This window comes from Streptomyces sp. A2-16 (genome assembly GCF_018128905.1).
Classification (GTDB): domain Bacteria; phylum Actinomycetota; class Actinomycetes; order Streptomycetales; family Streptomycetaceae; genus Streptomyces.
This window is the reverse complement of record NZ_CP063808.1, coordinates 4,374,046-4,397,481: the sequence shown is the minus strand read 5'-3', so window position 1 is coordinate 4,397,481 and position 23,436 is coordinate 4,374,046. Positions and strand designations below refer to the sequence as shown.

Annotated in this window: 22 protein-coding genes and 2 pseudogenes; 15 read left to right on the top strand and 9 right to left on the bottom strand. The window is 68.8% G+C overall.

Features of this window, described 5'->3' with window-relative positions; all coding sequences use genetic code 11:
• Positions 1–111: 111 nt before the first annotated feature.
• Positions 112–1,311, bottom strand: a complete 1,200-nt coding sequence (locus tag IOD14_RS19745; RefSeq protein ID WP_212670942.1) for an FAD-dependent monooxygenase — start codon at positions 1,309–1,311, stop codon at positions 112–114.
• Positions 1,312–1,460: 149 nt separating this feature from the next.
• On the opposite strand from IOD14_RS19745, the gene IOD14_RS19740 reads away from it, so the two are divergent.
• A complete protein-coding gene (locus IOD14_RS19740) occupies positions 1,461–2,240 on the top strand; it encodes an IclR family transcriptional regulator (RefSeq protein WP_123993170.1) in 780 nt (259 codons plus the stop codon).
• A 28-nt stretch (positions 2,241–2,268) separates the two neighbouring features.
• Here IOD14_RS19740 and IOD14_RS19735 read toward each other — a convergent pair whose 3' ends face one another.
• The gene (locus IOD14_RS19735; protein ID WP_123993171.1) at positions 2,269–2,688 is read right to left on the bottom strand and encodes a nuclear transport factor 2 family protein; all 420 of its coding nucleotides are present in this window, start codon (positions 2,686–2,688) and stop codon (positions 2,269–2,271) included.
• A 165-nt stretch (positions 2,689–2,853) separates the two neighbouring features.
• Positions 2,854–4,563, bottom strand: coding sequence for an MFS transporter (locus IOD14_RS19730; protein ID WP_212670941.1), 1,710 nt, complete (start codon positions 4,561–4,563; stop codon positions 2,854–2,856).
• A gap of 369 nt (positions 4,564–4,932) precedes the next feature.
• Here IOD14_RS19730 and IOD14_RS19725 point away from each other — a divergent pair, with 369 nt between their 5' ends.
• The gene (locus IOD14_RS19725) at positions 4,933–5,679 is read left to right on the top strand and encodes an SDR family oxidoreductase (protein ID WP_212670940.1); all 747 of its coding nucleotides are present in this window, start codon (positions 4,933–4,935) and stop codon (positions 5,677–5,679) included.
• A gap of 107 nt (positions 5,680–5,786) precedes the next feature.
• On the opposite strand, the pseudogene IOD14_RS44325 reads toward IOD14_RS19725, so the two are convergent.
• Positions 5,787–6,099 (bottom strand): annotated as a pseudogene (locus IOD14_RS44325) (transposase); the annotation flags it as partial.
• A 14-nt stretch (positions 6,100–6,113) separates the two neighbouring features.
• The gene (locus IOD14_RS19720) at positions 6,114–6,530 is read right to left on the bottom strand and encodes a nuclear transport factor 2 family protein (protein WP_212670939.1); all 417 of its coding nucleotides are present in this window, start codon (positions 6,528–6,530) and stop codon (positions 6,114–6,116) included.
• 452 nt (positions 6,531–6,982) lie between these two features.
• On the opposite strand from IOD14_RS19720, the gene IOD14_RS19715 reads away from it, so the two are divergent.
• The 4 genes from IOD14_RS19715 to IOD14_RS19700 all read left to right on the top strand — a co-directional run bounded on the left by IOD14_RS19715 (position 6,983) and on the right by IOD14_RS19700 (position 10,587).
• Positions 6,983–7,696 (top strand): HAD family hydrolase, encoded by a 714-nt coding sequence (locus tag IOD14_RS19715; protein WP_212670938.1) that lies wholly within the window; start codon positions 6,983–6,985, stop codon positions 7,694–7,696.
• A gap of 196 nt (positions 7,697–7,892) precedes the next feature.
• Positions 7,893–8,264 (top strand): VOC family protein, encoded by a 372-nt coding sequence (locus IOD14_RS19710; protein ID WP_212670937.1) that lies wholly within the window; start codon positions 7,893–7,895, stop codon positions 8,262–8,264.
• Between the two features lie 865 nt (positions 8,265–9,129).
• Positions 9,130–10,035, top strand: coding sequence for a hypothetical protein (locus IOD14_RS19705; RefSeq protein ID WP_212670936.1), 906 nt, complete (start codon positions 9,130–9,132; stop codon positions 10,033–10,035).
• 72 nt (positions 10,036–10,107) lie between these two features.
• Positions 10,108–10,587, top strand: coding sequence for a hypothetical protein (locus IOD14_RS19700; protein WP_123993178.1), 480 nt, complete (start codon positions 10,108–10,110; stop codon positions 10,585–10,587).
• A gap of 493 nt (positions 10,588–11,080) precedes the next feature.
• On the opposite strand, the gene IOD14_RS19695 is transcribed toward IOD14_RS19700, so the two are convergent.
• Positions 11,081–12,133: a winged helix-turn-helix domain-containing protein gene (locus IOD14_RS19695; protein ID WP_212670935.1), complete on the bottom strand. Its 1,053-nt coding sequence runs from the start codon at positions 12,131–12,133 to the stop codon at positions 11,081–11,083.
• A gap of 172 nt (positions 12,134–12,305) precedes the next feature.
• Between IOD14_RS19695 and IOD14_RS19690 the strand changes: the two genes are divergently transcribed.
• The 5 genes from IOD14_RS19690 (at position 12,306) to IOD14_RS19670 (ending at position 15,665) form a co-directional block, all read left to right on the top strand.
• Positions 12,306–13,247, top strand: coding sequence for a LysR substrate-binding domain-containing protein (locus tag IOD14_RS19690; RefSeq protein ID WP_249125972.1), 942 nt, complete (start codon positions 12,306–12,308; stop codon positions 13,245–13,247).
• A 203-nt stretch (positions 13,248–13,450) separates the two neighbouring features.
• Positions 13,451–13,822 (top strand): peptidase inhibitor family I36 protein, encoded by a 372-nt coding sequence (locus IOD14_RS19685; protein WP_123993179.1) that lies wholly within the window; start codon positions 13,451–13,453, stop codon positions 13,820–13,822.
• A 345-nt stretch (positions 13,823–14,167) separates the two neighbouring features.
• On the top strand, positions 14,168–14,689 hold the full coding sequence (locus IOD14_RS19680; protein WP_212670934.1) for a hypothetical protein: 522 nt from the start codon (positions 14,168–14,170) through the stop codon (positions 14,687–14,689).
• 87 nt (positions 14,690–14,776) lie between these two features.
• Positions 14,777–15,328: a MarR family transcriptional regulator gene (locus IOD14_RS19675; protein ID WP_123993181.1), complete on the top strand. Its 552-nt coding sequence runs from the start codon at positions 14,777–14,779 to the stop codon at positions 15,326–15,328.
• Positions 15,321–15,665 (top strand): hypothetical protein, encoded by a 345-nt coding sequence (locus IOD14_RS19670; protein ID WP_212670933.1) that lies wholly within the window; start codon positions 15,321–15,323, stop codon positions 15,663–15,665. Before IOD14_RS19675 ends, IOD14_RS19670 begins: the two co-directional genes overlap by 8 nt.
• A 164-nt stretch (positions 15,666–15,829) precedes the next feature.
• Here the strand turns inward: IOD14_RS19670 and IOD14_RS19665 are convergent, their stop codons facing one another.
• Positions 15,830–16,345 carry a hypothetical protein gene (locus IOD14_RS19665; protein WP_123993182.1) on the bottom strand — a complete coding sequence of 172 codons (516 nt, stop codon included), beginning with the start codon at positions 16,343–16,345 and terminating at the stop codon, positions 15,830–15,832.
• A 247-nt stretch (positions 16,346–16,592) separates the two neighbouring features.
• On the opposite strand from IOD14_RS19665, the pseudogene IOD14_RS19660 reads away from it, so the two are divergent.
• Positions 16,593–17,436 (top strand): annotated as a pseudogene (locus tag IOD14_RS19660) (IS5 family transposase).
• 4 nt (positions 17,437–17,440) lie between these two features.
• On the opposite strand, the gene IOD14_RS19655 reads toward IOD14_RS19660, so the two are convergent.
• Positions 17,441–18,157, bottom strand: a complete 717-nt coding sequence (locus tag IOD14_RS19655) for an SDR family oxidoreductase (protein ID WP_212670932.1) — start codon at positions 18,155–18,157, stop codon at positions 17,441–17,443.
• Between the two features lie 71 nt (positions 18,158–18,228).
• Between IOD14_RS19655 and IOD14_RS19650 the strand changes: the two genes are divergently transcribed.
• On the top strand, positions 18,229–19,044 hold the full coding sequence (locus IOD14_RS19650; RefSeq protein WP_212670931.1) for a helix-turn-helix transcriptional regulator: 816 nt from the start codon (positions 18,229–18,231) through the stop codon (positions 19,042–19,044).
• 339 nt (positions 19,045–19,383) lie between these two features.
• Here IOD14_RS19650 and IOD14_RS19645 read toward each other — a convergent pair whose 3' ends face one another.
• Complete coding sequence (locus IOD14_RS19645; RefSeq protein WP_212670930.1) at positions 19,384–20,268, bottom strand: alpha/beta hydrolase; 885 nt, start codon at positions 20,266–20,268, stop codon at positions 19,384–19,386.
• A gap of 125 nt (positions 20,269–20,393) precedes the next feature.
• Here IOD14_RS19645 and IOD14_RS19640 point away from each other — a divergent pair, with 125 nt between their 5' ends.
• Positions 20,394–22,340: an AfsR/SARP family transcriptional regulator gene (locus tag IOD14_RS19640; RefSeq protein WP_212670929.1), complete on the top strand. Its 1,947-nt coding sequence runs from the start codon at positions 20,394–20,396 to the stop codon at positions 22,338–22,340.
• A 118-nt stretch (positions 22,341–22,458) separates the two neighbouring features.
• Positions 22,459–23,409, top strand: coding sequence for a hypothetical protein (locus tag IOD14_RS19635; RefSeq protein WP_212670928.1), 951 nt, complete (start codon positions 22,459–22,461; stop codon positions 23,407–23,409).
• The last annotated feature ends 27 nt before the right edge of the window (positions 23,410–23,436 follow it).

The following is a 23,436-nucleotide window of genomic DNA, read 5'->3' as shown; positions in this document are numbered from 1 at the left end:
GGCCCGGGTGACGACAATGGCCGTGTTCGTTGGTTGGTCAACGCCTTGATCGACTTGGGAACATCGCGACCTCGCCGACCGGACGGCCAGGGGCGGAGCCTGGTGGCTGGTTCAGGCCGAGGCCGAGACAGCGACCTCGGGGTCGTACTCGTAGATCCAGCCGTTCGCCCTGAGGGGGTCGGCCTGCGCGTAGGCGAGGTCGCGGGCCTGCTGCTCGGGGCCGTCCGCAAGGTGGTTGATGTGCGACCTTCCGTGCGACACCTCCTGCAGGCGCGCCGTGCGAGGCCGACGAAGCCCTTCGTAGCGCCCCAGCGCCGCGATCGGGTGGTCCGGGTCCTCGGCAAGGCAGAGGGCCAGGACAGCGCCGTCCTCGATCGCCTGGGCGGCGCCCTGGGCGAAGAACGGGAACATCGGGTGGGCGGCGTCACCCAGGAGGGTCGCGTTGCCGCGGTTCCAGTGGTCGAGTGGCTCGCGGTCGAGCAACGCCCAGCGTCCCGGTGTGTCGGCCGACCTGATCAGCTCCACCAGACGCGGATCCCAGCCGGCGAACTCGTCGAGCAGTTCCTCGAGCGTCGCGGTGGCCGTCCACGACTCGACACTGCTCGTTCCGGCCGGTGCGAAGGCGACGAGGTTGACGTACTCCTCGCCGGAGACCGGGTAGTGCACGAGGTGCCGGTCGGGGCCGATCCACAGGGTCTGGGCGCGCCGCCTCGCGAACTCGGGCGCCTTCGCCGCCGGTACGAGGGCCCGGAATGCGCAGATGCCCGACTCCCGGGCCTGGGTGGGCCCGACGACGGCGCCGCGCACACGTGAGTGGACTCCGTCGGCGCCGACGAGGATGTCCGGGCGGATCGTGTCACCGTCCTCGAACCGCAGCACCGCCTGGTCGCCTTCGAACTCGACCGAGACGCAGCGCTTGCCGAGGTGGACCGAGTGCTCGGGGACAGCCGACCTCAGGGCGTCCAGCAGGTCGGCGCGGTGGGCGGCGTAGGTGTGCTCGCCGTACAGGCGTTCGCAGCCGTCCCGAAGGTTCTCCGCGGAGAGGACGGCGCCGTTCTCCCAGCGCCGGAACTCCCAGCCGATCTCCATCCGCACCGCGCGCTCGACGAACCGGTCCAGCACGCCGAGACGCCGGAGCAGGCGGGCGGCGTTGGGGGCGATCACCAGGCCGGCACCGACCTCGGTCAGGGCGGCCGCCTGCTCGTAGACGTCACTGTCGAAGCCCTTCTCGCGAAGGAAGGCCGCGGCGGCGAGGCCTCCGATGCCGCCGCCCAGGATCGCGATCTTCGGGCCGGCTTCCGTACTGATCATGCTCTTTCACTCCCGTGGACCTTGAGCGAGGTAGGTGACTGCTGCGGTACGCAGACTTCAGCAAACCGCGCATTGTTAGAACAGGGTCATCCATCCAACGAACATGAAAGGTAGAGTGATCGGCGCCGCACACGATGAAGGAGAGGCCCATGCCTCGTGCGAACGAACCAGGACGCACCGTCAGCTCCCGACTGTGGGATCTGCTGTTCGCCTTCGACCCCAACAACACCGAGCTGACCCTCGCCGACCTGGTCCGGCGCACCGGAATGCCGCACGCCACCGCGAGGCGCCTGACACTCGAACTCGTGGCGGCCGGCGCGCTGGAGCGCACCAGCGACAACCGGTTCGCGATCGGCCTGCCCCTGTGGCGCCTCGGGACCCTCGCACCGCGCGCCGAGACGCTCCGCAGCGCCGCGCAGCCGTTCGTGGAGGACCTGTACACGGCGCTTCGCCAGCATGTGCAGCTGGCCGTCCTCCAGGGCGACCAGGCGGTGATCATCGAGCGGCTGTCGGCGGTCAACGCCGTCGGTCTGACGTCGCAGGTCGGCGGCCTTCTGCCCCTGCACTGCTCAGGTGTCGGCAAGGTGCTGCTGAGCCACAGCAGCCCGGCCTTCATCGATGAGGTGCTGGCCGGAAGACTGCAACGCTTCACGCCCCGGACGATCGTGGACCCGGCCGAACTCCGTGGCCAGCTGGCGTCCTGTCGCTCGACCGGAACGGTGGTCGTCAAGGAGGAGCTGAGCGAAGGGGCCGAGTCGGTCGCGACGCGCATCGTCGACGGCCGCGGCAAAGTCGTCGCGGCCCTCTCCGTCGTGGTGGCCGCGGGCTCGATCAAACTGCAAGCGGCCGTACCCTCCCTGGTCACGAGCGGACTGGGACTGTCCCGGAGTCTCGGCTGGAGACCGGGCATTCCCATTCGCACCGCGTGACCCTTCGCGGGGCGAGGAATCCGGCACGTCATACCGACGGTTGCCGCCGGGAGAGCTGCATGTGGCCGAGGCGCCATCCCTCGTCGGTCGAGAACCACACCCGGGTGGCCACGGCCTGCACCAGGAACGGCGGCAGGTCGGGCAGGCGCCGGATGCGCATCTTCTGAAAGCACGTCACGACGGCCCGTCCCCCTCGCTCACGGCACGTCACTTCGCTGGTCTCGGCCTCGACGGTGGATCCCATGGACGCGTTGTAGCCCAGGAAGCGCTCGCGGTCATGGATGTTCCCGACCGGACCGTGGACGATCACACAGTCGGGGAGCATGAGGTGACGCTGTTCCTCGTCGCCCTTGGTGATCGCGACGAGCCACGCCGCCTCCGCCTGAGCGACCGTGGCCGGCATGCGGTCGTCGTTCGTGCCGGTCGGCTCCGAGTATGCGGTGGTCATTGTTCGACTCCTGTCCGAGTGCATCTGTCGATCGTTGTGTCGTGTACGCCGCGGCCCGCCGCGACTGCCGCTCCTGGGGAGGAGGTGGAGTCGCGGCGGGCGGGAGGTCGGTCGGCCTGGCCGGTCTGCGGCCCGTGTCCCGGACCAGGCGCGTTCGTCATGCGGTCAGTCGACGAGGGTGTGCGGGTCGTCGTCGAGATGAGCCTGGTCCACGCCGCCGCGCACGCCGACGAGAATGAGCGCCGCCGCCACGAGAGCCGCCACGCCGGCGAGCACGTACGCGATGGAGTAGCTGCTGCTGAGGGCGTCGAAAGCGACGTCCTTGAGCGGGTTGAAAGGCACCACCTTGCCATCCGGCAGTGTGATGTCGGCCGGCACCGAGTTCGCGCCGAGCGGGCCCGATTGCACGGCGTGCACCGCTGCCTCGAGCTGTGGTCTCTGATCCGCGGGAGCATGGGCCGCGGAGGCCTGGAACGCCTCGTAGGCCTTGCTCAGTGCGGGATCGCCGGCCAGCTTGCGGGCGATCTCGTCGGAGGCCCGGCCCAGTGCGACAGCACCGGCGATCGCGGGGCCGAGGGCGAACCCGAGGTCCCGGAACGTGCTCGTGACACCGCTCGCCATACCGGCGAGGTGGTTGGGCAAGGTGTTGACGGCGACCGCGGTGATGGAGGCGAAGGCGAGTGCCGAGCCGACGCCGGCGAGGATCAGCGGCCCGACGATGGCGCTGATGGAGCGGCTGGTCGTCGGGATGACGGCGAACCACAGCCCGCTGGCACCGATGAAGGTCAGGGCCGTGCAGAGAACCCACCGGGGGTTGTAGCGCTCGAGCAGCTTGGAGGTGAGGGGCAGCAGTACGAAGCCGATGCCCCCGAAGAAGAGGTAGGCGACGGAGCTCTGCAGTGGGCTGAATCCCTGGATGATGGTGAGGCGGATACTCGTGCTGTACATGATCACGAGGAACGCGAACATACCGATCAGGGTGACCACCGTGTTGATGGCGAACGCCCGGTTCCGGAACACGCTCAGGAGAAGCAGCGGCGCGGACGCACGGCTCTCGGCGAAGACGAACAGCGCGAGGAAGGCGGCCGCGGCGATGAACGCGATGGCGATCTGAGGGCTTCCCCAGCCGGTCTCGGAGCCCTGGATCACGGCGTACATCAGAGCGAACAGGCCGAGCGCGGCAGTGATCTGACCCGGCCAGTCGACGGAACGGCCCTCGGGCGAGGCGGAGTTCTGGGCGAGGGCCAGCGACAGGACCACGCTCACCGCGGCGATGACAAGGACGCCGACGAACGCCCAACGCCAGTTCGCGTTCCCGGCCCAGCCGAGGTCGATCTTGGCGGCGAGGCCTGCCAGCAGCGGGCCGAGGAAGCCGCCGACCGAGAGCGCGGTGGCCCAGATCGCCACGCCACGCGCGCGGGTGGCGGTGGTGTGCGTACCGGCCGCCACCATGGCCAGGCTCGTCGGGAAGATGGCCGCGGCCCCGACACCACCGAGGACTTGGGCAAGGATCAGCAACGTCACCCGGGTGTCGGACGAATGTCCCGCACCCGGCACCAGGATCGCGAGGGCCGACCCCACGGTTATGAGCGCGGCGCCCCCGACGAGCAGGCGCTTGCGGCCGAAGAGGTCGCCGAACACGCCGAAGCCCAGTCCCAGGGCGGCGACGGGAAGCATGAAGGCCTCGGTGATCCACGTCAGTTGGGCCGAGGACGGCGCGAGATCCTGCTGGATCAGCCCGTTGATGAGCGAGGGGACGGACAGGGCTATCTGCGCGAGGCATACGGCGAGAACCACCGCGGCCAGGGTGCCCGGGGCAAGGGTGTATCTGCCACCCTCTCCCTCCGTTGCCTTGGGTGAATCGATCTGAACCATGGACGACTCCTTGGCGCAAAGCGCTGCTGTCGGAACCGGCGTCCGCTGCCGGACCCTGCTGTGGGTGCTTTCGTCGCGGTCATCCCGGCAACGCCGCTGCCGTGCCGCCCCTGAGCCTTGCGGAGTGCCTCCGCGCCGCCCTTCCACCGGACCTGAGTCAGGACGCTCGGCGCGGTGGCCTACCCGCCGAGCAGCGTCAAGGTAGGAATGACCCCCGTCACGCTCAACAGCCATGTTCATTGGACGAACAAGCCGCCACTGATCCGCGGTCCTGAGGCGCACCATCCCGGGAGGACGGCCTTGCCACGGCCGCCCGGAAGCACTGGAAGCACCGGAAGCACCGGAAGCACCGGAAAGGAGCAGTGACTCATGGCTGGGAGGCTGACGGGCAGGACCGCCGTCGTGACCGGGGGCAGTACGGGCATCGGGCAGGAGATCGCCCGCAGGCTCGCGGCAGAGGGAGCGGACATCGCGGTCGCGGACATCGATCCGGCCGACGAGACGAGGGATCTCGTCGCGGAAACCGGTCGGCGATTCTTCAGCGACAAGGTCGACGTCTCGGACGAGGACGCGATCGTCGGGTTCGCCGCCCGGGTCCGACGTGAGCTCGGCGCCGCCGACATCCTGGTGAACAACGCGGCTGTCGTTCTGCTGGCCGATATCGACCACGTGACCTTCGACGAATGGCGTCGCACCTTCGCCGTCAACGTGGACGGCCCCTTCCTGGCCTCCAGGGCGTTCCTGCCCGACCTGAAGGAGTCCGGGTCGGGACGGATCATCAACATCACGTCCGCGAGCTACTGGACTCCGCCGCCTCCGTTCGTCTCCTATGTCTCCGCCAAGGGCGCACTGAACGGACTCACCTCGGTCCTGGCCGCCAACCTCGCCGCTCACCACATCACCGTCAACGGCGTCGCGGCGAGCCTGGTCCGGACGGCCACGGCCGCGGAGAAGACGAGCGAGCTCTTCTTCGAGCAGACCGTGCGGATGCAGAACATCAAGCGTGTGCAGATGCCGACCGACGTCTCGGGCGTCGTGGCGTTTCTCGCCTCCGACGACGCCGCGTTCATCACGGGGCAGATCGTCGTCGCGGACGGTGGGAGCACGCGCCGGTGAGGGGTCTCTTCCGCCGAGGCGGGCTCCGGAGGGAGGGAAACTGAGGGCGGCCTGGTCCAACTCCTGCCCACCGAGTCCTGAACTGGCAGTTGCTTCGGTGAGTGCGGTCACGCGCGGCGCGCAAGGTTGTGCAGATGGGCAATGCCGAGCATCGCGTGGTGAACGCCTGCCTCTGTCAGCCGGCAGTCACGGAGGGATCTTCCAGGTCTCCCTGCGCGCGAAGGCGGGCTCGACGCGAGCACACGGATACGGCGGTGCGAGGCGTTGTGCTGCGGCTTCCATGGCGCAGGCTCCTGGCCTGGAGCGCGCGGTGCGGAATTAGCAGCCCAGTGCCGCGGTAGCCGCCGTCAGCGATGGTGGTGACCCGGCCGACCACGGCCTTTGCGCCTGATTATTGCCAGCCTTGCAGTCGTTTCGGCTCTGGCGTGGTCCGATCAGAAGGGCGGAATCCGCTCGGGTACGAGTCCGGCCTGGCGGAGTAGTCCGTACAGATCGGTCTCGCCCCAGAACTCGACGATCCGTCCCTCACGGAGCCGATAGGACTTGACGCCCGTCATGGTGAGGTCCCGGCCACTGCGGTCGTGGGTGTAGGTGAGTGTGAACGCCACCGTCACCCGGTCACCGGCAGAGAAGAGGTCGTCCACCTGTACGCGACAGTTGGACAGCCCCGAAGTCAGCACCGCTCCCACCGGATACTGCCGCCCCTGCCCATGAAAGCCCGCGCCGTGAACGACGACGTCCTCGGCGACGAGTTCGTCGAACTCGGCGACGTCCCTCGTCTCGAAGACCCGAAGATAGCGGCGGACGATTTCGGCATTGCGCATGCTGACGGCTTCGGCTGAGTCGGCCATGGAGGGACCGTATCCATCGACCTACCGGACTCACCACTGCATGCAGGTGACTTCACCGGCCAGGGCCGCGTCCACGACATGAGCCGCAACGGCTCCGCCTCCTAGGACTGGATGGAGCCGGGGCACCGGCCGGCGGCGAGGATCTCTGCCTGCGCGTGGTCAGCGATGCGTTCCGCGATGTCCGGTGCCGCGCAGGAGACCGGTCTTCGCCAGCTGGTTGCGCGGGCGCCCGGCACTCCGCATGAGTGGAGGGAGGAGTCGACGGGACCAACAGACCTACAGAACCACTGCACCGTCGCTGAACCACCGCCTGATCCGAACCACAGCCATGACCGCAGCACCAGCCCATCCGAACCAGGGCACCACACGCCACCGCCTCCGGAAGCAGACGCAGCCTGGCGCTTCGTCATTCGGGTGTCGAACGGGACAGCAGGAGAAGCGAAGATGTGACCATGCCTGGTCCTCGGGTCACCCACGTTCTGTTCGACTTCTTCGGCACCCTGGTAGACCACTCCCCCGGCGGCGCCGAACGCGACTTCGCCCGTTCGCACGACCTCATACGAACCCTGGGCGCCACGCTGACGTACGACGAGTTCCTGGCGGCATGGTCGAAGACCTCCGAACGGTTCACCAAGCTCAGCGACATCGACGACCGGGAGTACGCGATGACCGACATCGGCACGTCATTCCTGCGCGATGTCCTCGGCCACCCACCGGCACGCACCGATGTCGACCAGTTGGTGCACACCTATCTCTCCGAGTGGAACATGGGCGTGCGCCACCTGCCGGGCATCGGAGACCTGCTCGCATCGCTGGCCGCCGAGTACCGGCTTGCGGTGGTGAGCAACACGCAGGAAGCCGACCTCGTCCCGGGCCACCTCGAAGCGATGGGGGTACGGCAGCTGTTCGACGCGGTGGTCACCTCCTTCGCGGTCGGCCGGCGCAAGCCGCACCCCACCATCTACACGACCGCGTTGAACGAACTCGGGATCGCTCCCGGCGCGGCCGTGTTCGTCGGCGACACCTACGAAGCCGACTACCGCGGCCCTTTGCGAGCCGGGATCCGTTCGCTCCTCATCGACCCGCACGGCGAAGCTGACATACCCCACGAGGCACGCCTCTCCTCGATCTTCGAGCTGCCTGCCCGTCTCGCGGCACTCGACTGAGCATGCGGCGATCGACACCACGCGACCCACAACTCAACTGTCGACAAGGACCACAAGGACTGCGAACCGGGCGCGGTGCTGATCGGCGGTGCTCACGGTCAACTGGCATCAGCTGGCAGCCTGTGTCCCGATCAGCTGCGTGCAACCGCCCCTAGGGTGTTCATCGCGGAAGCCCAGTAGTCGGTCCGGAGGCCCCATGTCCCTGCAGATGCAGCTGGTTGCGATAACGCTCGACTGCCCTGATCCGCTGGCTCTGGTGGCGTTCTATCAGCAGGCCACTGGGCTTGAGCTGCATCCGAAGTCGGACGCTGACTTCGCGGGCCTCAATGGTGAGCACGGACTCTTGATCGGTTTTCAACGGGTCGACGATTACCGGGCTCCGAGCTGGCCTGACCAGATCGTTCCCCAGCAGCTTCACATCTGTTTCAAGGTGGATGAGGATTTGGCCACGGCCGAGGCCCGGCTGCTGGAGCTGGGGGCCGGCACGCCGGATCATCAGCCGCATGGGGACAAGGCGCGGGTCCTCACCGATCCGGTTGGGCATCCCTTCTGCATCGTCATGCGCTGATCGGCGCCCGTCCCCGGCGGGTTGGCCGGTCCTTTCGCGCTGGAGCGGGCTTCGGCGGCGTCCAGAACACGGACTCCTTCTTCGCCTGCTCGACAGCAGCCCGGACATCGTTCGACTCGACCTGAGCAGCCTGCCCTTTTCGGCTCTGACCGAAAGGTGTTGGTCCACCTTCCTGGCAGCAGACACCCTTGTGACGTGCAGCGACGGCGACGGCACACCGTCTTCGTCACGTCACATCACGTCACATCACGTCCAAGAGGAGGTGTTGGTCCATGCGTGCCCGTGAGCACTTCAGCGCTGCAACCGCGGCCATCGGACGAGTGCTACGGCCACTGCAGCAGCCCCCGACCACGCAACTGGGCCTGCATCCGGAACGACAACGCCTGGCACCTCCTCCTTCGCGGACCAAGTGAAAAGGGTCTGTGAGCGGTTCTCGGCCCCAACCTGACGACCCGCCTGGTCGATCTCGGTCGCACCCAACTCATCCACTTCTGGCCGCCCCTCCCCCACGGCATCCCGCTCTTCCAGCGGGGCCGTCCGGGCCACCGACACTCCCACCACCGGACAGCCGTCCGCCTGAGTCGGCCTCCTGGACGAAACCGATGCACCAGACCCCATACCTCGTCGGTCGGAGGCACGGGAACGCGCTGTTGAGGCATGCCACTTGCACCGAGTCTCGACCCTTTTGACGCATCGGCCCCTCGATGCACAACCCGTCCGCAGGAGTCAGACGCCGGCCACGTCGGACCACCGCGGGCGGCCAGGTCCGCAACGGGACTCGTGTGCCGGACGACAACCGCTGCCCGCCGATGGCGGTTCGGTACCCACTGCCGAGACCCGTCCCCGCCTCACATGAGAGGACGCCATGCGCAAGGCTGTGATCGGCCTGTTCCTGATGTCGGCCGTACTGACCAGCTGTGCCGACATCGAGCACACCCCGCGCCACACGGTGGGCCTGCCGCCGGCCGAGGCAGCGCCCCTGACCGATGCCGAACAACTGCGGATCTCAGACGCCCAGCAACGGCTGATCGGCACGTGCATGAGACGCCAGGGGTTCGAGTTCTGGGAAGCCGAGCAGCTCAGCCTGGCGGAGAGCCGCACGCTCGGCTACGTACTGGACGACGTCGACTGGGCCCGTGAATACGGCTACGGCAGCCGCCTGGACGCCAAGGATGCCGCCGCCCGGGCCGCCAACCCCAACCTCGCCTACCGCAAGACCCTCTCCACGCAGCGGCGACAGGCCTACGACAAGGCTCTGGACGGCGGACTCGACGTACCGGTGATCTCCGTCAAGATCCCCGGTGGCGGGACCGTGAGCAAGCAGATGGGCGGTTGCGTGGCCGAGTCCGAGAAGAAGCTCTACGGGGATCCGCGGGAATGGTTCCGCGCGGAAAAGACCTCCGGCCACCTCCGCTCGCTCTACGTGCCCAAGGTACTGGCCGACCAGAGGTTCTCCGCGGCACAGAACGCCTGGTCGCGCTGCATGAAGAAGGCGGGCTACGACTACAAGGACCCGGGGGCCTCCCGCCAGGCGGCGATCGCACGTTCCGACCGAGCGGCCGAGCCGAAGGTCTTCGAGGCCGAGCGGAAGCTCGCCGTCGCCGACGCGACCTGCGCGCGGGCCACCGACCTTCGCCCCATCGGCGAGGAGCGCGAGCGCCACTACGTCGCCCAGCTGCGCGACCGCTACGGCGACGCTCTAGACACCTACTTCCGGTTGCAGCACCAGGCACTCGACCGCGCCAGGAAGATCGTCGGCCCTCGGGTCTGACCACCTCTCACCTCCACGGTCCGTCCGTGGGAACACATGCCTCGTTCAGAGGCGGACATCAAGGAGTACGTCATGCGCAGATCAGGCACAGCCGCCTTCGTCGTCGCCCTGGCATCCCTCGGCCTCATGGCACCGGCCACCTCCGCCTCAGCGGGGACGCAGGAGTGGGTCTGCGCGAGCAAGTGGCCGGGCCGTGACGGCTATGTTCGGGCCTGGGACGACTACGGCTGTGACGGCTTTCCCCTCGGCCAGGACCAGGGAGACGACCGCTTCTGGGGCGACAGCGCCGGTGGGTTCCAGGGACTGGCCCAGATGAGGGCGACCTCAGTGATGAACAGTGGATACATCGGAGGCAAGGACGTCGTCGCCTTCTACGCCGAGAAGGACTATCAGTACGACAAGGGCTACGTCTGCCTCGCTCCGGGAGAGAGGTGGGCCGACCTCCTCACGGACAACTACTTCGCCAACACGGGGGAGGTCGTCAACGACCGCATCAGGTCCCATCGGTGGGTCACCGCCTCCGCCTGCGCTCTGGGCAGCTGGCTCACCTGACCGCAGCGCAACATCCGCCCATGGGCCCGCCGCTCATCGACTGCGGTGGGCCCGGCGGACCGGTTGAGCTACCGGAGGTGTTGGCAGTGGCGCAGCGGATTCCGTGGTGATCCGCAGGTCGTCGACTACGGAGTCCCGGTCGCGGCCTTCGCACGTCACCGAGCGGGCGTCGTGGATCGCGAGGGCTGTCCCGAGCCTCGGCACAGGGCTGCGTCGCTCCTGCGCGAACTCGTGTGGAACCCGAGTCCGGAGGTGCGCAGTAATCGCTGCTCGCGGCCTCCGTGACCGCGGCCCGCCGGTCGACGTGCGGCCTCCCGGTCGGCCTGGGCCTGGCCTGGCCACGCTTCTCCCCTGTGCCCGCGCTGCCCGCGCTGCCCGCGAGGGGCTCCCGATGCGCGAGGTCGCCGCTCACTTCAAAACTGATACCAGCCTCTCTCATCGAGGTGGGTCCCCGCCCCCACTCCCCCCGATCCCGGACAACAGCGAGCAACCGTCACCGCCGTACGACCGCGGGCAGCGGTGAGAACTCGGCCGGGCTCTCCAGTCGCTGCGCCGGCAGATCGCCACTGAGCAGCGCGGCGCCCAGCGGAGTGAGGGTGTGGACGACATGGGTGCCGACGCGTCGGCTGTGCGCGAGGTCCACCTCCCGCAGGACGGCGACGTGTTCGCTCGCCGACGGGGCCGAGATGCCCAGGCGCCGCGCGATTTCCCCGGTGGTCGCGGTGGTGTCCAGGCACGCCAGTACCCGGGCACGGGTCCGGCCGATCAGGGTGGCCAGTGCCTCGGCGTGCCGGTCACGGGTGACCTCCGGCGCCCAGGTCGGAGGATGAGCGACGGGGTAGGCGAGGACCTGGGGCAGGGTGGGGTCGGCCAGCCCAATGGGCGTCTTCCAGCAGAAGTGCGAGGGGATCAGCCGTACTCCACGTCCGCCGAGGTGCAGATCCCGGTCCTCCGGGTAGCGCACGTGCAGTACGGGAGGACGCCAGACCATCAGCGGTCGGAAGGAGTCCAGCAGTCCGTGGACCCCTCGATCGCGCAGAGTGCGTGTCCGCAGGGCCCGGTCGGCCTCGGTGGTTCTGGCCGTTCCGGTCCAGTCCGGCGCCACGATCGTACGGTGCACCAGACGGAACGCCGTCGCGACCTCCTCCATCACCGTCCGGTCGCCCGCGCCGAGACCGTGCGCCCAGCGCGGCAGCCTGTGGGTCCCGGCCATCCGGTCGAGTTCCCGGTGCAGTCGTGACCGGGGTGTGGCGCGCAGTTCGTCCATGGCGGCCTCCAGGCCACCGGCCGAGGCGCCGGGGGTCAGGAAATCGGGCCAGTAACTCGCCGACGCCGGGGCGAGGACGGACAGCATCCGGGCCGGCCCCGCCAGTCCCTTCGCGGCCAGTCCGGCCCGCGCGGTGCGCCGCCAGTGGGCGAAGACGGGCAGGCCTCGTCTCGACGCGCTCAGCTGATGCAGGCTCAGCAAGGTCTCCCACACCGGGTCCGGCTCATGGGCCAGGTGAACGCGTGCCAGGTCCGCGGCTGTGAAGTGAATGCGCAGCATGGTTTCTCCCCCGATTGCCATTGCCACCGCCAACCGTGCCGGTGGTCAGTCCGGCGGGGCGGCGGTTTTCCAGAGTGGCACGGAGAAGATTCGTTCAACGGTGCGCGGGCGATGAGAGTATGGGCCCGATCGATGCAGGGGCTGCTATGGCCGCAGGTTAAGGACGTGTGCGGTGCCTGAACCGGAGGGAACGGCGGAGCCGAGCCTGCATCAGCTGCGTCTCTTCCTGGCGCTCGGCGAGGAGTTGCACTTCGGCAGGGCCGCCGCGCGGTTGCACATCGCCCAGCCGACGCTGAGCCGCCAGATCAAGGAGCTAGAGAAGCGGCTGGGTGTCCCGCTGTTCTCCCGTGACAGCCGCAGTGTGACGCTCACCGACGGGGGCCGAGCCCTGATGGAAGAGGCGCGGGCGGCGGTGGAGGCGATGGGCCGGCTACGGCTCCGCGCCGGCCAGTGGGCCCGCACACTCCGCGCACACGTGGTGGTGGGTACGGTCGGCGCCGAGGCCGCCATGCCCTACACGCACGCCGTCCTCAAGCACCTGCGCGCGATGCATCCGGCACTCACAGTGGAGATCCGCGCCCTCGGCTTCGCCGAACATCTGGCCCGGTTGCTCTCCGGCGACATCGACGTCGCCTTCCTACGGCCCCCTGTGCCCCCCGGCGTCGAACTGCTGGAGCTGGCCACCGAGCCGCGCATCGCCTGCCTGCCCGCCAACGACCCGCTGGCACAACGGCCCCAGCTCCACCTCGCCGACCTCGGCGAGCGGGTCTTCGTGGACGTACCCCCTGAAGTGCCCCGGGTGTGGTGGGACTTCTGGGCGATGGACCCGCGCCCCGACGGCACGCGGGTACGCTACGGCCCCGTCGTCTCCGACATGGAGGGGCTCCTGCACACGGTCGCCACCGGGCAGGGCATCTGCTTTCTGCCAGCGGCGGCCCGAGAGCTCTTCCCCCGCCCGGGTGTGCGCTACGTCGACGTGGTGGATCTGTCCCCGTCGATCTCCGCCCTCGGCTGGCCGGTCGAACACCGCGACCGCCCTGCCGTGCGGGCCGTACGAGAGGCCGCGACCGCCGCGATGTCCGCTGCCCACTGGGAGCACACCCCGTCCCCGTGAGCCGCCAGCCGAGCGCGGCACCCCGGTCGTGAACCACCGGGCCGGGCCACCGGGTTCGGCTTCGGGCCTGCGTGCCCCGTGGGTTTCGGTCCAGACCGAAAGGGGGCGCGGATCGCTGCGCGGGCGGGCAGGCTGCGGGGCGGGGCGCGGTAGTGGAGTGCAGCGTCCCCACCCGCGTCCCTCCTGCAGGAAGAGAGGCAACAGTGCGCAAGCGTTTGGGCGTTCTCGCCGCGGCGGCCGCGTTCGCCGGCATCGTCGTCACCGCTCCCACGGCCACCGCCGAGCCCAACCCGCCCAACTGCCCGAAGGGTTACTTCTGCGCCTACTCCGAGCCGGATCAGCGCGGCACACTGTTGCTGAGTACGGCCGGCGACTGGTCGGGCGAGATCCACAGCGTCGGCTCCGTGTTCAACAACGGATACGTCGCCCCGGGCGCCGACCACATCCAACTCGTCTACGCCTACACCACGTCGGTCCACCACCTGTGCCTGCACTACAACCCGGGCCCGGGCCAGTACAAGGCGAACATCATCTACGCCACGATCGGCAAGGCGACCTGGCGGGGCGAATGCTGAACTGCGGCGCTGCCACGGGAACCACCTGAGCGCCTGAGGCTCGGCCGTCGAAGGGGGTCGACCACCGACGGGCCCGGCACCCCCCACCGGCGCCCGTCGGCCCAGGCAGGGTGCGAAACAGGCGGAGGGCTCGCCTGACCGGCCTCGGGATTGCCGGGGATCGCTTCATCGTGGTCGTCGTAGAGCCCGTGCTGTACATGTCGGCCCGGATGAATCCCGCTGCTCCCGCGTCCACCGGCTGAGTCCAGCACCCGCGTAAGGACCCCGTCAGGATTCGGCCGTACGGCGTCAGAGCCCCGTCAGTGCCGGCGGCCGGCTCCCGCAGGACCGCCTAGCGTCGGCGGCATGCGACGTTCCGACGACCGGTGGGCCCGGACCGGCGACCGCCACTGGCCTGCCGGTGCACGGCTCGCGGCGAGCTGCACCATGCTGTTCGGCGCCCTGTCCCTGCTGGTCGACTGGGACGCGGGCAGCTTGTCGCTCATGCGCGCCCTGCTGTGGCTCGCCCTGTCGGCCGCACTCTTCACCGTCCTGCTCCCGGCCCGGGTGACCACGGGCACCGGCTGGCTGGAGGTGCGGGGTCCGTGGCACAGGCGGACGGTGCGCACGGACGCGCTGACGGGCGTATGGCTCTACGACGACGTCTCGTCCTGCCTGGTCCTGCGCGACGTGTACGGGCACCGCCTGGAACTGGATCCTCGCGTCCTCACCACCAACCCGCTGATCTGGCACAACCTCGACACCGGCGTCCGCCGCTCCGTCGAGCGCGGAACGCTCCTGCGAGGCGAGGACGTCCTGGAGCGGCTCGGCCGCCGCATCGACGAGGAGACCGTAGGGGCCGCGCTCAGGGCGTCGGGGCTTCGGTGACTCCGTCGACAGACTCCCCCTACTTCTCCATCCGACTGAAATGACAGAAACAAGTGTCATCTCAGTCAGAGCTGCTAGCATCGAGATGTGCCGAATGACGCCGAGCTGCTCTTCGCCGACCACGTGGGCCGTTTCTACGCCCGGCAGTACGGGTTTCCGCCCATGGCGGGACGACTGCTCGGACACCTTCTCGTCTGCGATCCGCCGCAACAGACCATCGACGAACTCGCCGACGCCCTGCTGGCGAGCCGCAGTGCCATCACCGGTGCGGTCAAACTGCTGGAGACCTACGGGCTGGCCCGGCGCACCCGCACGGCCGGTGAACGCATGGACCGGGTGAGCCTGAACCCGGACAACCGCCAGCCGCAGAACTTCGACGCGGCCCTCCACCAGGAACACGCCGCACTCTTCCGAGAAGGGCTGGCCCTCCTCGCCGACGCTCCACCGGAACGCCGCGCGCCGCTCGAGGAGATGGTCGCGTTGGCCGAGTTCCTGGCGGAACGCCTGCCCAGGCTGGTGGACGAGTGGTACGCGCACCGCGACGAACTGCGCGCCTCGGGACGGCTGCCCACTCCGGGCGCCCCATCCGACCGACCCACCCCGGACAACCCCCACGGAAAGGCTGCCCGCCATGTCTGAAGCCGACCTGTCCGCGCTGCGGGAGCGCGCCGAAGCGGGGGACGCCGACGCCGCCGACGAACTCGTCCAACTCGCTTCCGAGCTGGGTGACCTCGACGAACTGCGCCGTCTCGCGGAGACGGGCAGCACCGACGCCGTCGACGAGCTGATCCAACTCGCCTCGGAGCGGGGCGACATCGCGGAACTCAGACGCCTCTCCGACGGCGGCAACGCCACGGCCACCGACGAACTGATCCAACTCGCCACCGAGCAGGACGACCTGAAGGAACTACGCCGCCTCGCCGCCCACGGCAACACCACCGCCGCCGAACAGCTCGCGGAACTCACCGGCGACTGACCTCGACGGCGGGTCTCGTCGTCAACGGCGTGGGCGAAGTCGCCGGAGCGGCAGCAGGCGCTGTTGCCGGCTACGACACGGTGGATGTGAGTCATGCCGTGGGGCGGCGAACCGAGGGAGTGTCAGTATGCGTGGATGAACAAGCCCGGGTAAGGCATGTTTCGTCAGTCGGCAGTAAGGCCGCTCAATTCCTCCCCTCGATACGGTATCCATCGGTATCCGGGCTGGAACACTTCGTAGTCGGCGCTCAGGTCAAGTTCGGCATGCAGCTTTTCGCAGAGCACGAGCCCGTGGATGCTGCCGTCCTTCAGTTCTTCTGACCACTCGCTCCTCAGCTCAGCAGGGTCCAGGAGTGCTTCCGGATCCCAGCCGACCTTGGCGGCGACATATCCGTGGAACTGCCCGAGCAGTTCGTAGAGTTGGTGTCCCAGTTCGGTCAGCTCTGCTGCGATGAGCTGGAATCTGGGGAGGCTGCCGTCCAGACCGCAATTCCAGCTGACGGCTATGGGCAGGACCGAGAGCTCGATGTATGAGCCGACCTTCGCCAGCGTCGGCCGGTGGAGAGGGATGCGGTGGGCGCCCGCACGAAGCACCCATGGCTTGGGGTCGATGCGGGCGGCAGCCTGTGCCGCTTCGACGTCGTCGCCGAAGTTCACCACGAGCTCGAAACAGATCGCCACGATTCTTCCGCCTCCCTTGGCTTCGGCCTCCAGTGCGGCTGGCGAGCATCCGCCGGGCGCCCTCGCGCAGGGTCTAGTCGACCAGAGAGCCGGACTCTGTGGAGTCGTCGGCTTTCACTGCGCTGAACACAAGCGCGTCTTCTTCAGAGGTCGCGCGGATAGGCGCGGTTGGGGACCCCAACAACAGAACGGGCACAGGTCCCGGTGATCATGGAGTTGCGGCGCTCTGTGACCACTGAGGAGACCTGTGCCCGCGTTGCCATCGTGGCTCACCGAACCGCTCTGGTACCAATTCGTGGCTCTGCTGCCCAAGCGGCCGCAGTTCCATCCGGACCATCCACTCGGCTGCCACCGCCGGCGCCTCAGTGACCGGATCATCTTCGACAAGATGCTGCAACTGCTGCGCTTCGGCTGCTCCTACGAGGCGATCGCCGACACGACCTGCTCGGCCACCACGATCCGCAGTCGCCGCGATGAGTGGATACAACTCGGCGTGTTCGCCCAAATCAAGCAGATCGCGCTGGACTCCTACGACCGGATCGTCGGCCTCGTCCTCGATCAGATCGCCGTGGACGGCTCCATCACCAAGGCGCCCGGAGGCGGCGAGGTGGCCGGCCGCTCACCGGTCGACAGCGGCAAACAGGGCCTGAAACGCTCGGGCATGACGGACGGGTACGGCATTCCGCCTGGCCGTGTCCTGGCCGGTGCCAACCGCCACGACTCCCCGTTGCTCGCCCCGACCTTGGATCGTCTGAACGACCTGGGACTGTTACCCGACGACATCACGGTGCATCTGGACGCCGGCTACGACTCGGACAAGACCCGCGCGCTACTCAACGAACGCGGCCTGCACGGACGCATCGCGCACAAGGGGGAGAAGGCGCCCATCCAGGCCAGTCAGAGGTGGCATGTCGAACGCACCCACGCCTGGCAGAACGCCCTTCTACCGGCTCGCCCGCTGCTACGAGCGGCGCACCACCGTCATCGACGCCTTCTTCGACCTCGCCGACACGATCATCACCGTGCGCAGTCTGATCCGGCAGGCATGGACCACACACCGATGGGACACCCGTCCTCGCTGCCGCCCATGACTGATCACCAGGGCACGGGCGTTCCGTCCCAGGAGAAGAAGCCACCGGTGGGGCCGTCGTCCGGCAGCAGGGCCAGGCGGAGGGCACCCTGCGCAGCCTCGGCCGGGTCGCCGCCGGCAGCGGCGGCCCGGAGGTTGAGATCAGTGGCCCGCAGGCCAGGGGCGAGCGCGTTGACCTTGAAGCCGTCCTCAGCCAGCGTCTGGGCGTAGAGGACGGTGAGGGCATTGAGGGCGGCCTTGGACGACCGGTAGGCGCCACCGCCGCCGCTTCCCGGGGTGAACTGGGGGTTGGGGGTGGTACTCCAGGTCAGCGACGCAGTGCCACTGGAGATGTTGACTATGCGCGGGCTCGGGGACCGGCGCAGGGCGGGCAGGAAGGCATTGGTCACCGCCACTACCCCGACCACATTGGTCTCGTATGTGCGCCGGTACTCCTCAACGCCGGTGTCGGTCGGCGGGGCGAGTGACGGCGAGATGCCGGCGTTGTTGACCAGCACGTCCAAGCGGTCCATCTGAGCCGCGGCCTGTGCGACGCCGTCGGGATCTGTCACGTCGAGGACCAGCAGACGGGCGCCGACTCCGATCTCCTCGACGGCCCGTTGCCCGCGCCCGGGGTCACGGGAGCCCACGTACACGGTGAGGCCCTCGGCAGCGAGCAGCCGGGCGATATGCTTGCCGATGCCCTTGTTGGCACCGGTGACCAGAGCTGTGCGTTCATTCATGGCAACCACACTTCCCTGGTCGTGGGTGCCCTGCCAGGGACAGCCTGTACCAGGCAGTGGGAGGAGGCGACATGGCGCGGCAGGAGCTGGCCCGCTACCTGCGGGACCGCCGGGCGGCCCTGCGTCCGCACGAGATCGGCCTGGCTGCGACGGGCACCGACCGCCGCACACCGGGTCTGCGCCGCGAAGAGGTGGCGGAGCTCGCCCACATGTCGGTCGACTACTACACGCGGCTGGAGCAGGCCCGGGGGCCGCGGCCATCGGCCCGGATCCTGGACGCGCTGGCCCGCGCGCTCCGGCTCACGCCGGCCGAGCGCAGCCATCTGTTCCACCTGGCGGGTTCGACCGCGCCGCCCGGCATCAGCGCCGTGCGGCGGGTGCGCCCGCACGTGGCCCGGATGCTGGAGCGGCTGCCGGAGACCGGTGCCATCGTCACTGACGCGGCGTACGACGTTGTCGCCTGGAACCCCCTGGCCCGGGCACTGCTCGGCGCCGACCTTGGAGGCGGGACGACGAACCTGGCCCGACGCCGCTTCCTGGGCCAGGGGCGGACGTACGAGAGCTCCAGCGCCGAGGAATTCGGGCACATCGTGGTGGCGCGGCTGCGCCGGGCCGCGGACCGCTACCCGCATGACCCGCAGCTGGCCGCGCTGCTGGCCGAACTGCACGCCGGCAGTGAGGAGTTCCGGCAGATCTGGGAGGCGCGTCCGGTCCACGCTCCCGGGCATCGCACCAAGACCCTGGACCATCCAGAGGCCGGTGCGCTGCGGTTGAACTGCGACGTCCTGCTCGTGCCCGAGAATGACCAGGAGGTTGTCCTGATGACGGCCGACCCCGGATCACCTGCCGTGCGGGCCTTGCGCAGGCTGGCCACGCAGGCGACCTGAAACGAAGGATGCGCACAGGTCTCGCCAACGGTCACAGAGCGTCGCAACTCAATATTCACTGGGCCTGTGCCCACCTTGATGCTGAGGCTTTCCACGCCGCCTATCTGCGCGGGCTCTTACTCGCGCTGCGAATGCGGGCCTACTCGGTGATTGGTCGATAAATCACCCCGGAAGTACGCCCCCAGCACTTGCCCAGCCCAAGCGTGGTGTCCAGTGACGGTGCGGCGGTTGATCACGTTGCCGATGGGGGGATATGCCCTTCACTCACCGGAGCCCCTTCTCGGACAGCGTGTCAGGTCCCTCTTGCCAGTCGCACTGGCATCGGCCCCTCCCTGGCGATCACCGCTTCACCAAGTCAAGGATCAGCGTGGCAACGTCCTCCGGGGCCTCCTCGGCCATGAAGTGGCCCGCCTGGGTGGTGAAGTGCTGGAGGTCGTCGGCCCACGGCCGCCAGATCGCGGTGGGGTCGAAGCCCAACTGGCGGCCCCAGTCCTGCTGGACGACCGTCACCGGCATGGTGAGCCAGTTTCCCGCGTCGAGGTCGGCCTGGTCGTGCTCGATGTCGACCGTCGCGGTCGCGCGATAGTCGGCGACGATCGAGGGCACGGCGGCCCGGCATGCACGAAGGTACTCCGCGCGTATGTCCGTCGGGATCGCGTCGGAGCTCACGGACCAGGTGTCGAGGAAGTGGCCGAAGAACGCGTCGGCGCTGCCGGCGATCATCTGCTCGGGCAGTCCGGGCGGCTGGGCCATCAGATACAGGTGGAAGGCCACCGCCGCGCTGACGCCGTGGAGCACGTTCCAGGTGTCCGGAGTGGGAACGATGTCCAGGATTCCCAGGTGGCTGACCCGATCCGGGTGATCCAGTCCGGCCCGGAAAGCGACATGCGCGCCGCGGTCGTGCCCGACCAGCGCGAACCGGTCGAACCCGAGTGCGTCGGCCAGGCCGACGATGTCCGCGGCCATCGTCCGCTTCGAGTAGGTGTCCTCGGCGGCCGCTTCCGGCTTGCTGCTGGCGCCGTAGCCACGAAGATCGGGGCAGACCACGGTGTGGCGCTCGGCCAGTACGGGAGCGACGTGCCGCCACATCAGATGGGTCTGGGGAAAGCCGTGGAGCAGCACGATGGCCGGGCCTTCTCCGCCCACCGCCGCGTTCAGTTCAATGCCGCCGGGCACACCGATCGACCTGGTCTCGAACGCCGGGATGGTGATGTCCACTGTCATCGTCTCCTTCTCTCCCACTCGTGTGCTGCTGCCGCTGCACATGAACGAATGCACGAGAGGAGGATCGGCGAGCCGGGTTAGCAGTGGATCAGCAGCGGCAGGACGAAGTCGACGACAATGAGCCCATGGAGATCCTCGTCAAGGTGCTCGGACCGATCGAGGTCACGGATACCGAGGGCCGCCCTGTAGCGGTCGGCAGCCTGCGCCGCCGCGAGCTTCTGGGGCGGCTGGTCGCTGCCGGCGGCCGGGCCCTCCCTCTTCAGGTGCTCGTCGACGATCTCTGGGAGGACCCCCCGCCCACAGCGGCCGGGACGGTCCGCACCTTTGTCGCCGAGCTGCGCCGCGCCCTTGAACCCGGTCGACCTCCGCGGACCCGGTCGCACGCCATCGAGACCGTGGGCACCGGATACGCCCTGGGGATTCCACGGGCCCACGTCGACGCCCACCGCTTCGAGGACGCCCTTCGCGCCGTTCGCGACCAACCCAGCGGGGAGGTTGCCGGTGTGCTGAGCGAAGCCCTCTCGTGGTGGCGGGGTGAGCCGTACGCAGACCTCGAGTCCTCGGCCTGGGTGAACGCCGAGCGCGCCCGCCTGTCGGAACTTCATCGTCAGGCCGTCGAGCTGCGGGCCCGGGCGGTGCTCGACCTCGGACGTGGCGCGTCTCTCGTCCCGGAGCTGGAGGCGCTGGCGACAGCGCACCCGTGGCGGGAGCACGCCTGGGTCCTGCTTTCCCATGCCCTCTACCAAGACGGCCGCCAGGTCGACGCGCTGGCCTCGCTGCGTGAAGCGCGAGCCAGGCTGCTGGATCAGTTCGGGCTGGAATCGGTGGACGGTCTCGACCATCTCGAACGTGACATCCTCCGACGCGCTCCGCACCTCACGCCCGCGCCCCGGGACGAGGACCGGCTACGCCTGCTCACGCGCACGGAAGCGACCGGGACCTACACCCGGCTGCGCTCGATGAGCACCGTCGCCAAGGCCGCCGCGGTGACAGGCGGCACCAACCTGGTCCTCGCCCAGCAGCAACGCGCGGCGGCAGCCGCGGAAGCGGAGCGGACCGGAGACCCCAGTCTGACCGCGCGCGTGATCGCGGCCTACGACGTCCCCACGATCTGGACGCGCGCCGACGATCCCGAACAGTCCGAGGCCCTCGTCGCGACCACCCGACGCACTCTGCACCGTCTCGGATCGGGGGCCCCACCCGCGCTCCGCGCGCGTCTCCTCGCCACCATCGGGCTTGAGCATCGCGGCTCCCGCGACCGCTGGGCCGCCGAGGCGGCGACCGAAGCCGAACGACTCGCCCGAGACCTGCACGACCCCAATGTGCTGGTCCTCGCCCTCAACGCCAGATTCGTGCAGTCCTTCCAGCACCCCGGGCGCACCGGCGAACGCGACGTGATCGCCGATGAGCTCATCGATCTCTCCACGCGACACGATCTCCCGATGTTCGAGATCCTCGGCCATCTGATCAAGATCCAGGTCTACGCAGCCCGTGGCGTCGCTGAGACCGCTCAGCGCCACGTCGAAGCGGCCGAACAACTCGCCACCATCCACGAGGCGCCGCTCGTTCACGTTCTCACCGCCGCTTTCCGGACCATGCAACTGGCAGAACGATCGAACGACCCCGCCGAAGTCGCTCACGCCTATCGCACCGTAGCCACCGATCTCGCCGGCGCCGGCATGCCCGGGATCGAAGCCGGCATCTTCCCGCTCGCGCTTCTCTCACTCCGCATCCGCCACCGACGTCCCGCGCCGACCGACCCCGACCTCGACTGGGGCCCCTACCGTCCCTGGACTCAGCCCCTCCTCCACCTGGCCGACGGCAACCTCGAAGCGGCCCGCCACGCGGCCGCCACCCTGCCTACGCCCCCCGCTGACCACCTGTACGACTCGCTCTGGGCCGTCAACGCACACACGGCGATCCTGCTCCACGACGAATCACTGGCCGCACAAGCGCGCGACGCCCTCTCCGCCCTGCGCGACGAGATCGCGGGCGGAACAACCGCCGTGATCACGTTCGGCGCCGTCAACGACATCCTGGCCGCCCTCGATCAGTACCTCGACCGGCGATGACGCCCCCCCCCCGCTCGAGAGGCCCCCAGCTGCCCCTACCCGCGCCTGTGTTGAGGGCTGATACCCCACGCCATCCGAGCCGGTTCCGCCTTACGGATGCGATCAATTCATTTCCTTATTGATCGAATCAACAGAGAAGAGCATATTTAACGCTTTCATCCTTAAACTTGCATGGGTCACGCCAGGAAGCGCGCTGGGGGCGCGCGTGCAGGGGGAGCTGGTCGATGTGCGCCGTGGATTGTTTTCTGCAGCCCTCTTGGGTGTCTCCCTTCTCTTCGTCCCGGCGATGGCCGCCACATCCGCCCAGGCGGCGGATCCGACCGCACCGCGTGCCGAACTCGCGCCCGGCGAAGGCGAGTTGGTGCCCGGCGGCAAGTCGCTGAGCATCGACGCCCTGTTTCACAACTCGCTGGACACCGACATCACCGACAGCTTCATCGTCGCGGTCGGGGCCCGACTCGCCCCGCCGGCAGCGAAGCTGACGCCGGATCAGATCCGCATCGAGTGGTTCGACGCGGCTTCAGCCAGGTGGCGAAGCGTCGAACTGACGGCAGGCGAAACCGCGTTGAGCGGCTATCTGAGCACGGACGAAGGGCTGCCCTCCGTGGGCTCCCTTCCCGCTGGACAGACGGCCAGGATCGGACTGCGTGTCTCGATCGCCGCCGAGGTGTCGCCCGCGACCACCCTGCAGTTCGTGACCCAAGGCCTTTTGCAGCCCGTTCCCGATGCGGAGCCCGTTCCCCTGATGGACGCAAAGGCGTCCTACAGCGTCGTCGCCGAAGCGAGCGGCACGCCCACACCGACCTCGACCCCGACGCAGTCGCCCAGCGCCTCCGCGAGCAGAACCTCGAAGCCGACCGGCGGCGCGTCCGCCTCCGTTTCCCTGTCACCCTCGGCCTCCGGCTCTTCCGGTGCCGAGGCTTCCGCCTTGCCCGCCGACGGTGGCGGGGACCAGCTCGCCGACAGCGGTGTACCCCGACTCGCGGTCATCGTGGGCACGGCCGCGTTCGTTCTCGTATGCGTCGGCGGTTTCGCGTTCACCGTGACCAGGCGGCTGCGCCGGAACTGACTCCGGGCACACCGCTCTCATCTTGTC

Bases quoted from the DNA above. Each gene is read 5' to 3' on its own strand.
- IOD14_RS19715 (WP_212670938.1), top strand. From the start codon at position 6,983: ATGCCTGGTCCTCGGGTCACCCACGTTCTGTTCGACTTCTTCGGCACC.
- IOD14_RS19730 (WP_212670941.1), bottom strand. From the start codon at position 4,563: ATGGTTCAGATCGATTCACCCAAGGCAACGGAGGGAGAGGGTGGCAGA.
- IOD14_RS19735 (WP_123993171.1), bottom strand. From the start codon at position 2,688: ATGACCACCGCATACTCGGAGCCGACCGGCACGAACGACGACCGCATG.
- IOD14_RS19655 (WP_212670932.1), bottom strand. From the start codon at position 18,157: ATGAATGAACGCACAGCTCTGGTCACCGGTGCCAACAAGGGCATCGGC.
- IOD14_RS19640 (WP_212670929.1), top strand. From the start codon at position 20,394: ATGGAGATCCTCGTCAAGGTGCTCGGACCGATCGAGGTCACGGATACC.
- IOD14_RS19720 (WP_212670939.1), bottom strand. From the start codon at position 6,530: ATGGCCGACTCAGCCGAAGCCGTCAGCATGCGCAATGCCGAAATCGTC.
- IOD14_RS19645 (WP_212670930.1), bottom strand. From the start codon at position 20,268: ATGACAGTGGACATCACCATCCCGGCGTTCGAGACCAGGTCGATCGGT.
- IOD14_RS19705 (WP_212670936.1), top strand. From the start codon at position 9,130: ATGCGCAAGGCTGTGATCGGCCTGTTCCTGATGTCGGCCGTACTGACC.
- IOD14_RS19680 (WP_212670934.1), top strand. From the start codon at position 14,168: ATGCGACGTTCCGACGACCGGTGGGCCCGGACCGGCGACCGCCACTGG.
- IOD14_RS19670 (WP_212670933.1), top strand. From the start codon at position 15,321: ATGTCTGAAGCCGACCTGTCCGCGCTGCGGGAGCGCGCCGAAGCGGGG.
- IOD14_RS19700 (WP_123993178.1), top strand. From the start codon at position 10,108: ATGCGCAGATCAGGCACAGCCGCCTTCGTCGTCGCCCTGGCATCCCTC.
- IOD14_RS19710 (WP_212670937.1), top strand. From the start codon at position 7,893: ATGTCCCTGCAGATGCAGCTGGTTGCGATAACGCTCGACTGCCCTGAT.
- IOD14_RS19745 (WP_212670942.1), bottom strand. From the start codon at position 1,311: ATGATCAGTACGGAAGCCGGCCCGAAGATCGCGATCCTGGGCGGCGGC.
- IOD14_RS19725 (WP_212670940.1), top strand. From the start codon at position 4,933: ATGGCTGGGAGGCTGACGGGCAGGACCGCCGTCGTGACCGGGGGCAGT.
- IOD14_RS19650 (WP_212670931.1), top strand. From the start codon at position 18,229: ATGGCGCGGCAGGAGCTGGCCCGCTACCTGCGGGACCGCCGGGCGGCC.
- IOD14_RS19740 (WP_123993170.1), top strand. From the start codon at position 1,461: ATGCCTCGTGCGAACGAACCAGGACGCACCGTCAGCTCCCGACTGTGG.
- IOD14_RS19695 (WP_212670935.1), bottom strand. From the start codon at position 12,133: ATGCTGCGCATTCACTTCACAGCCGCGGACCTGGCACGCGTTCACCTG.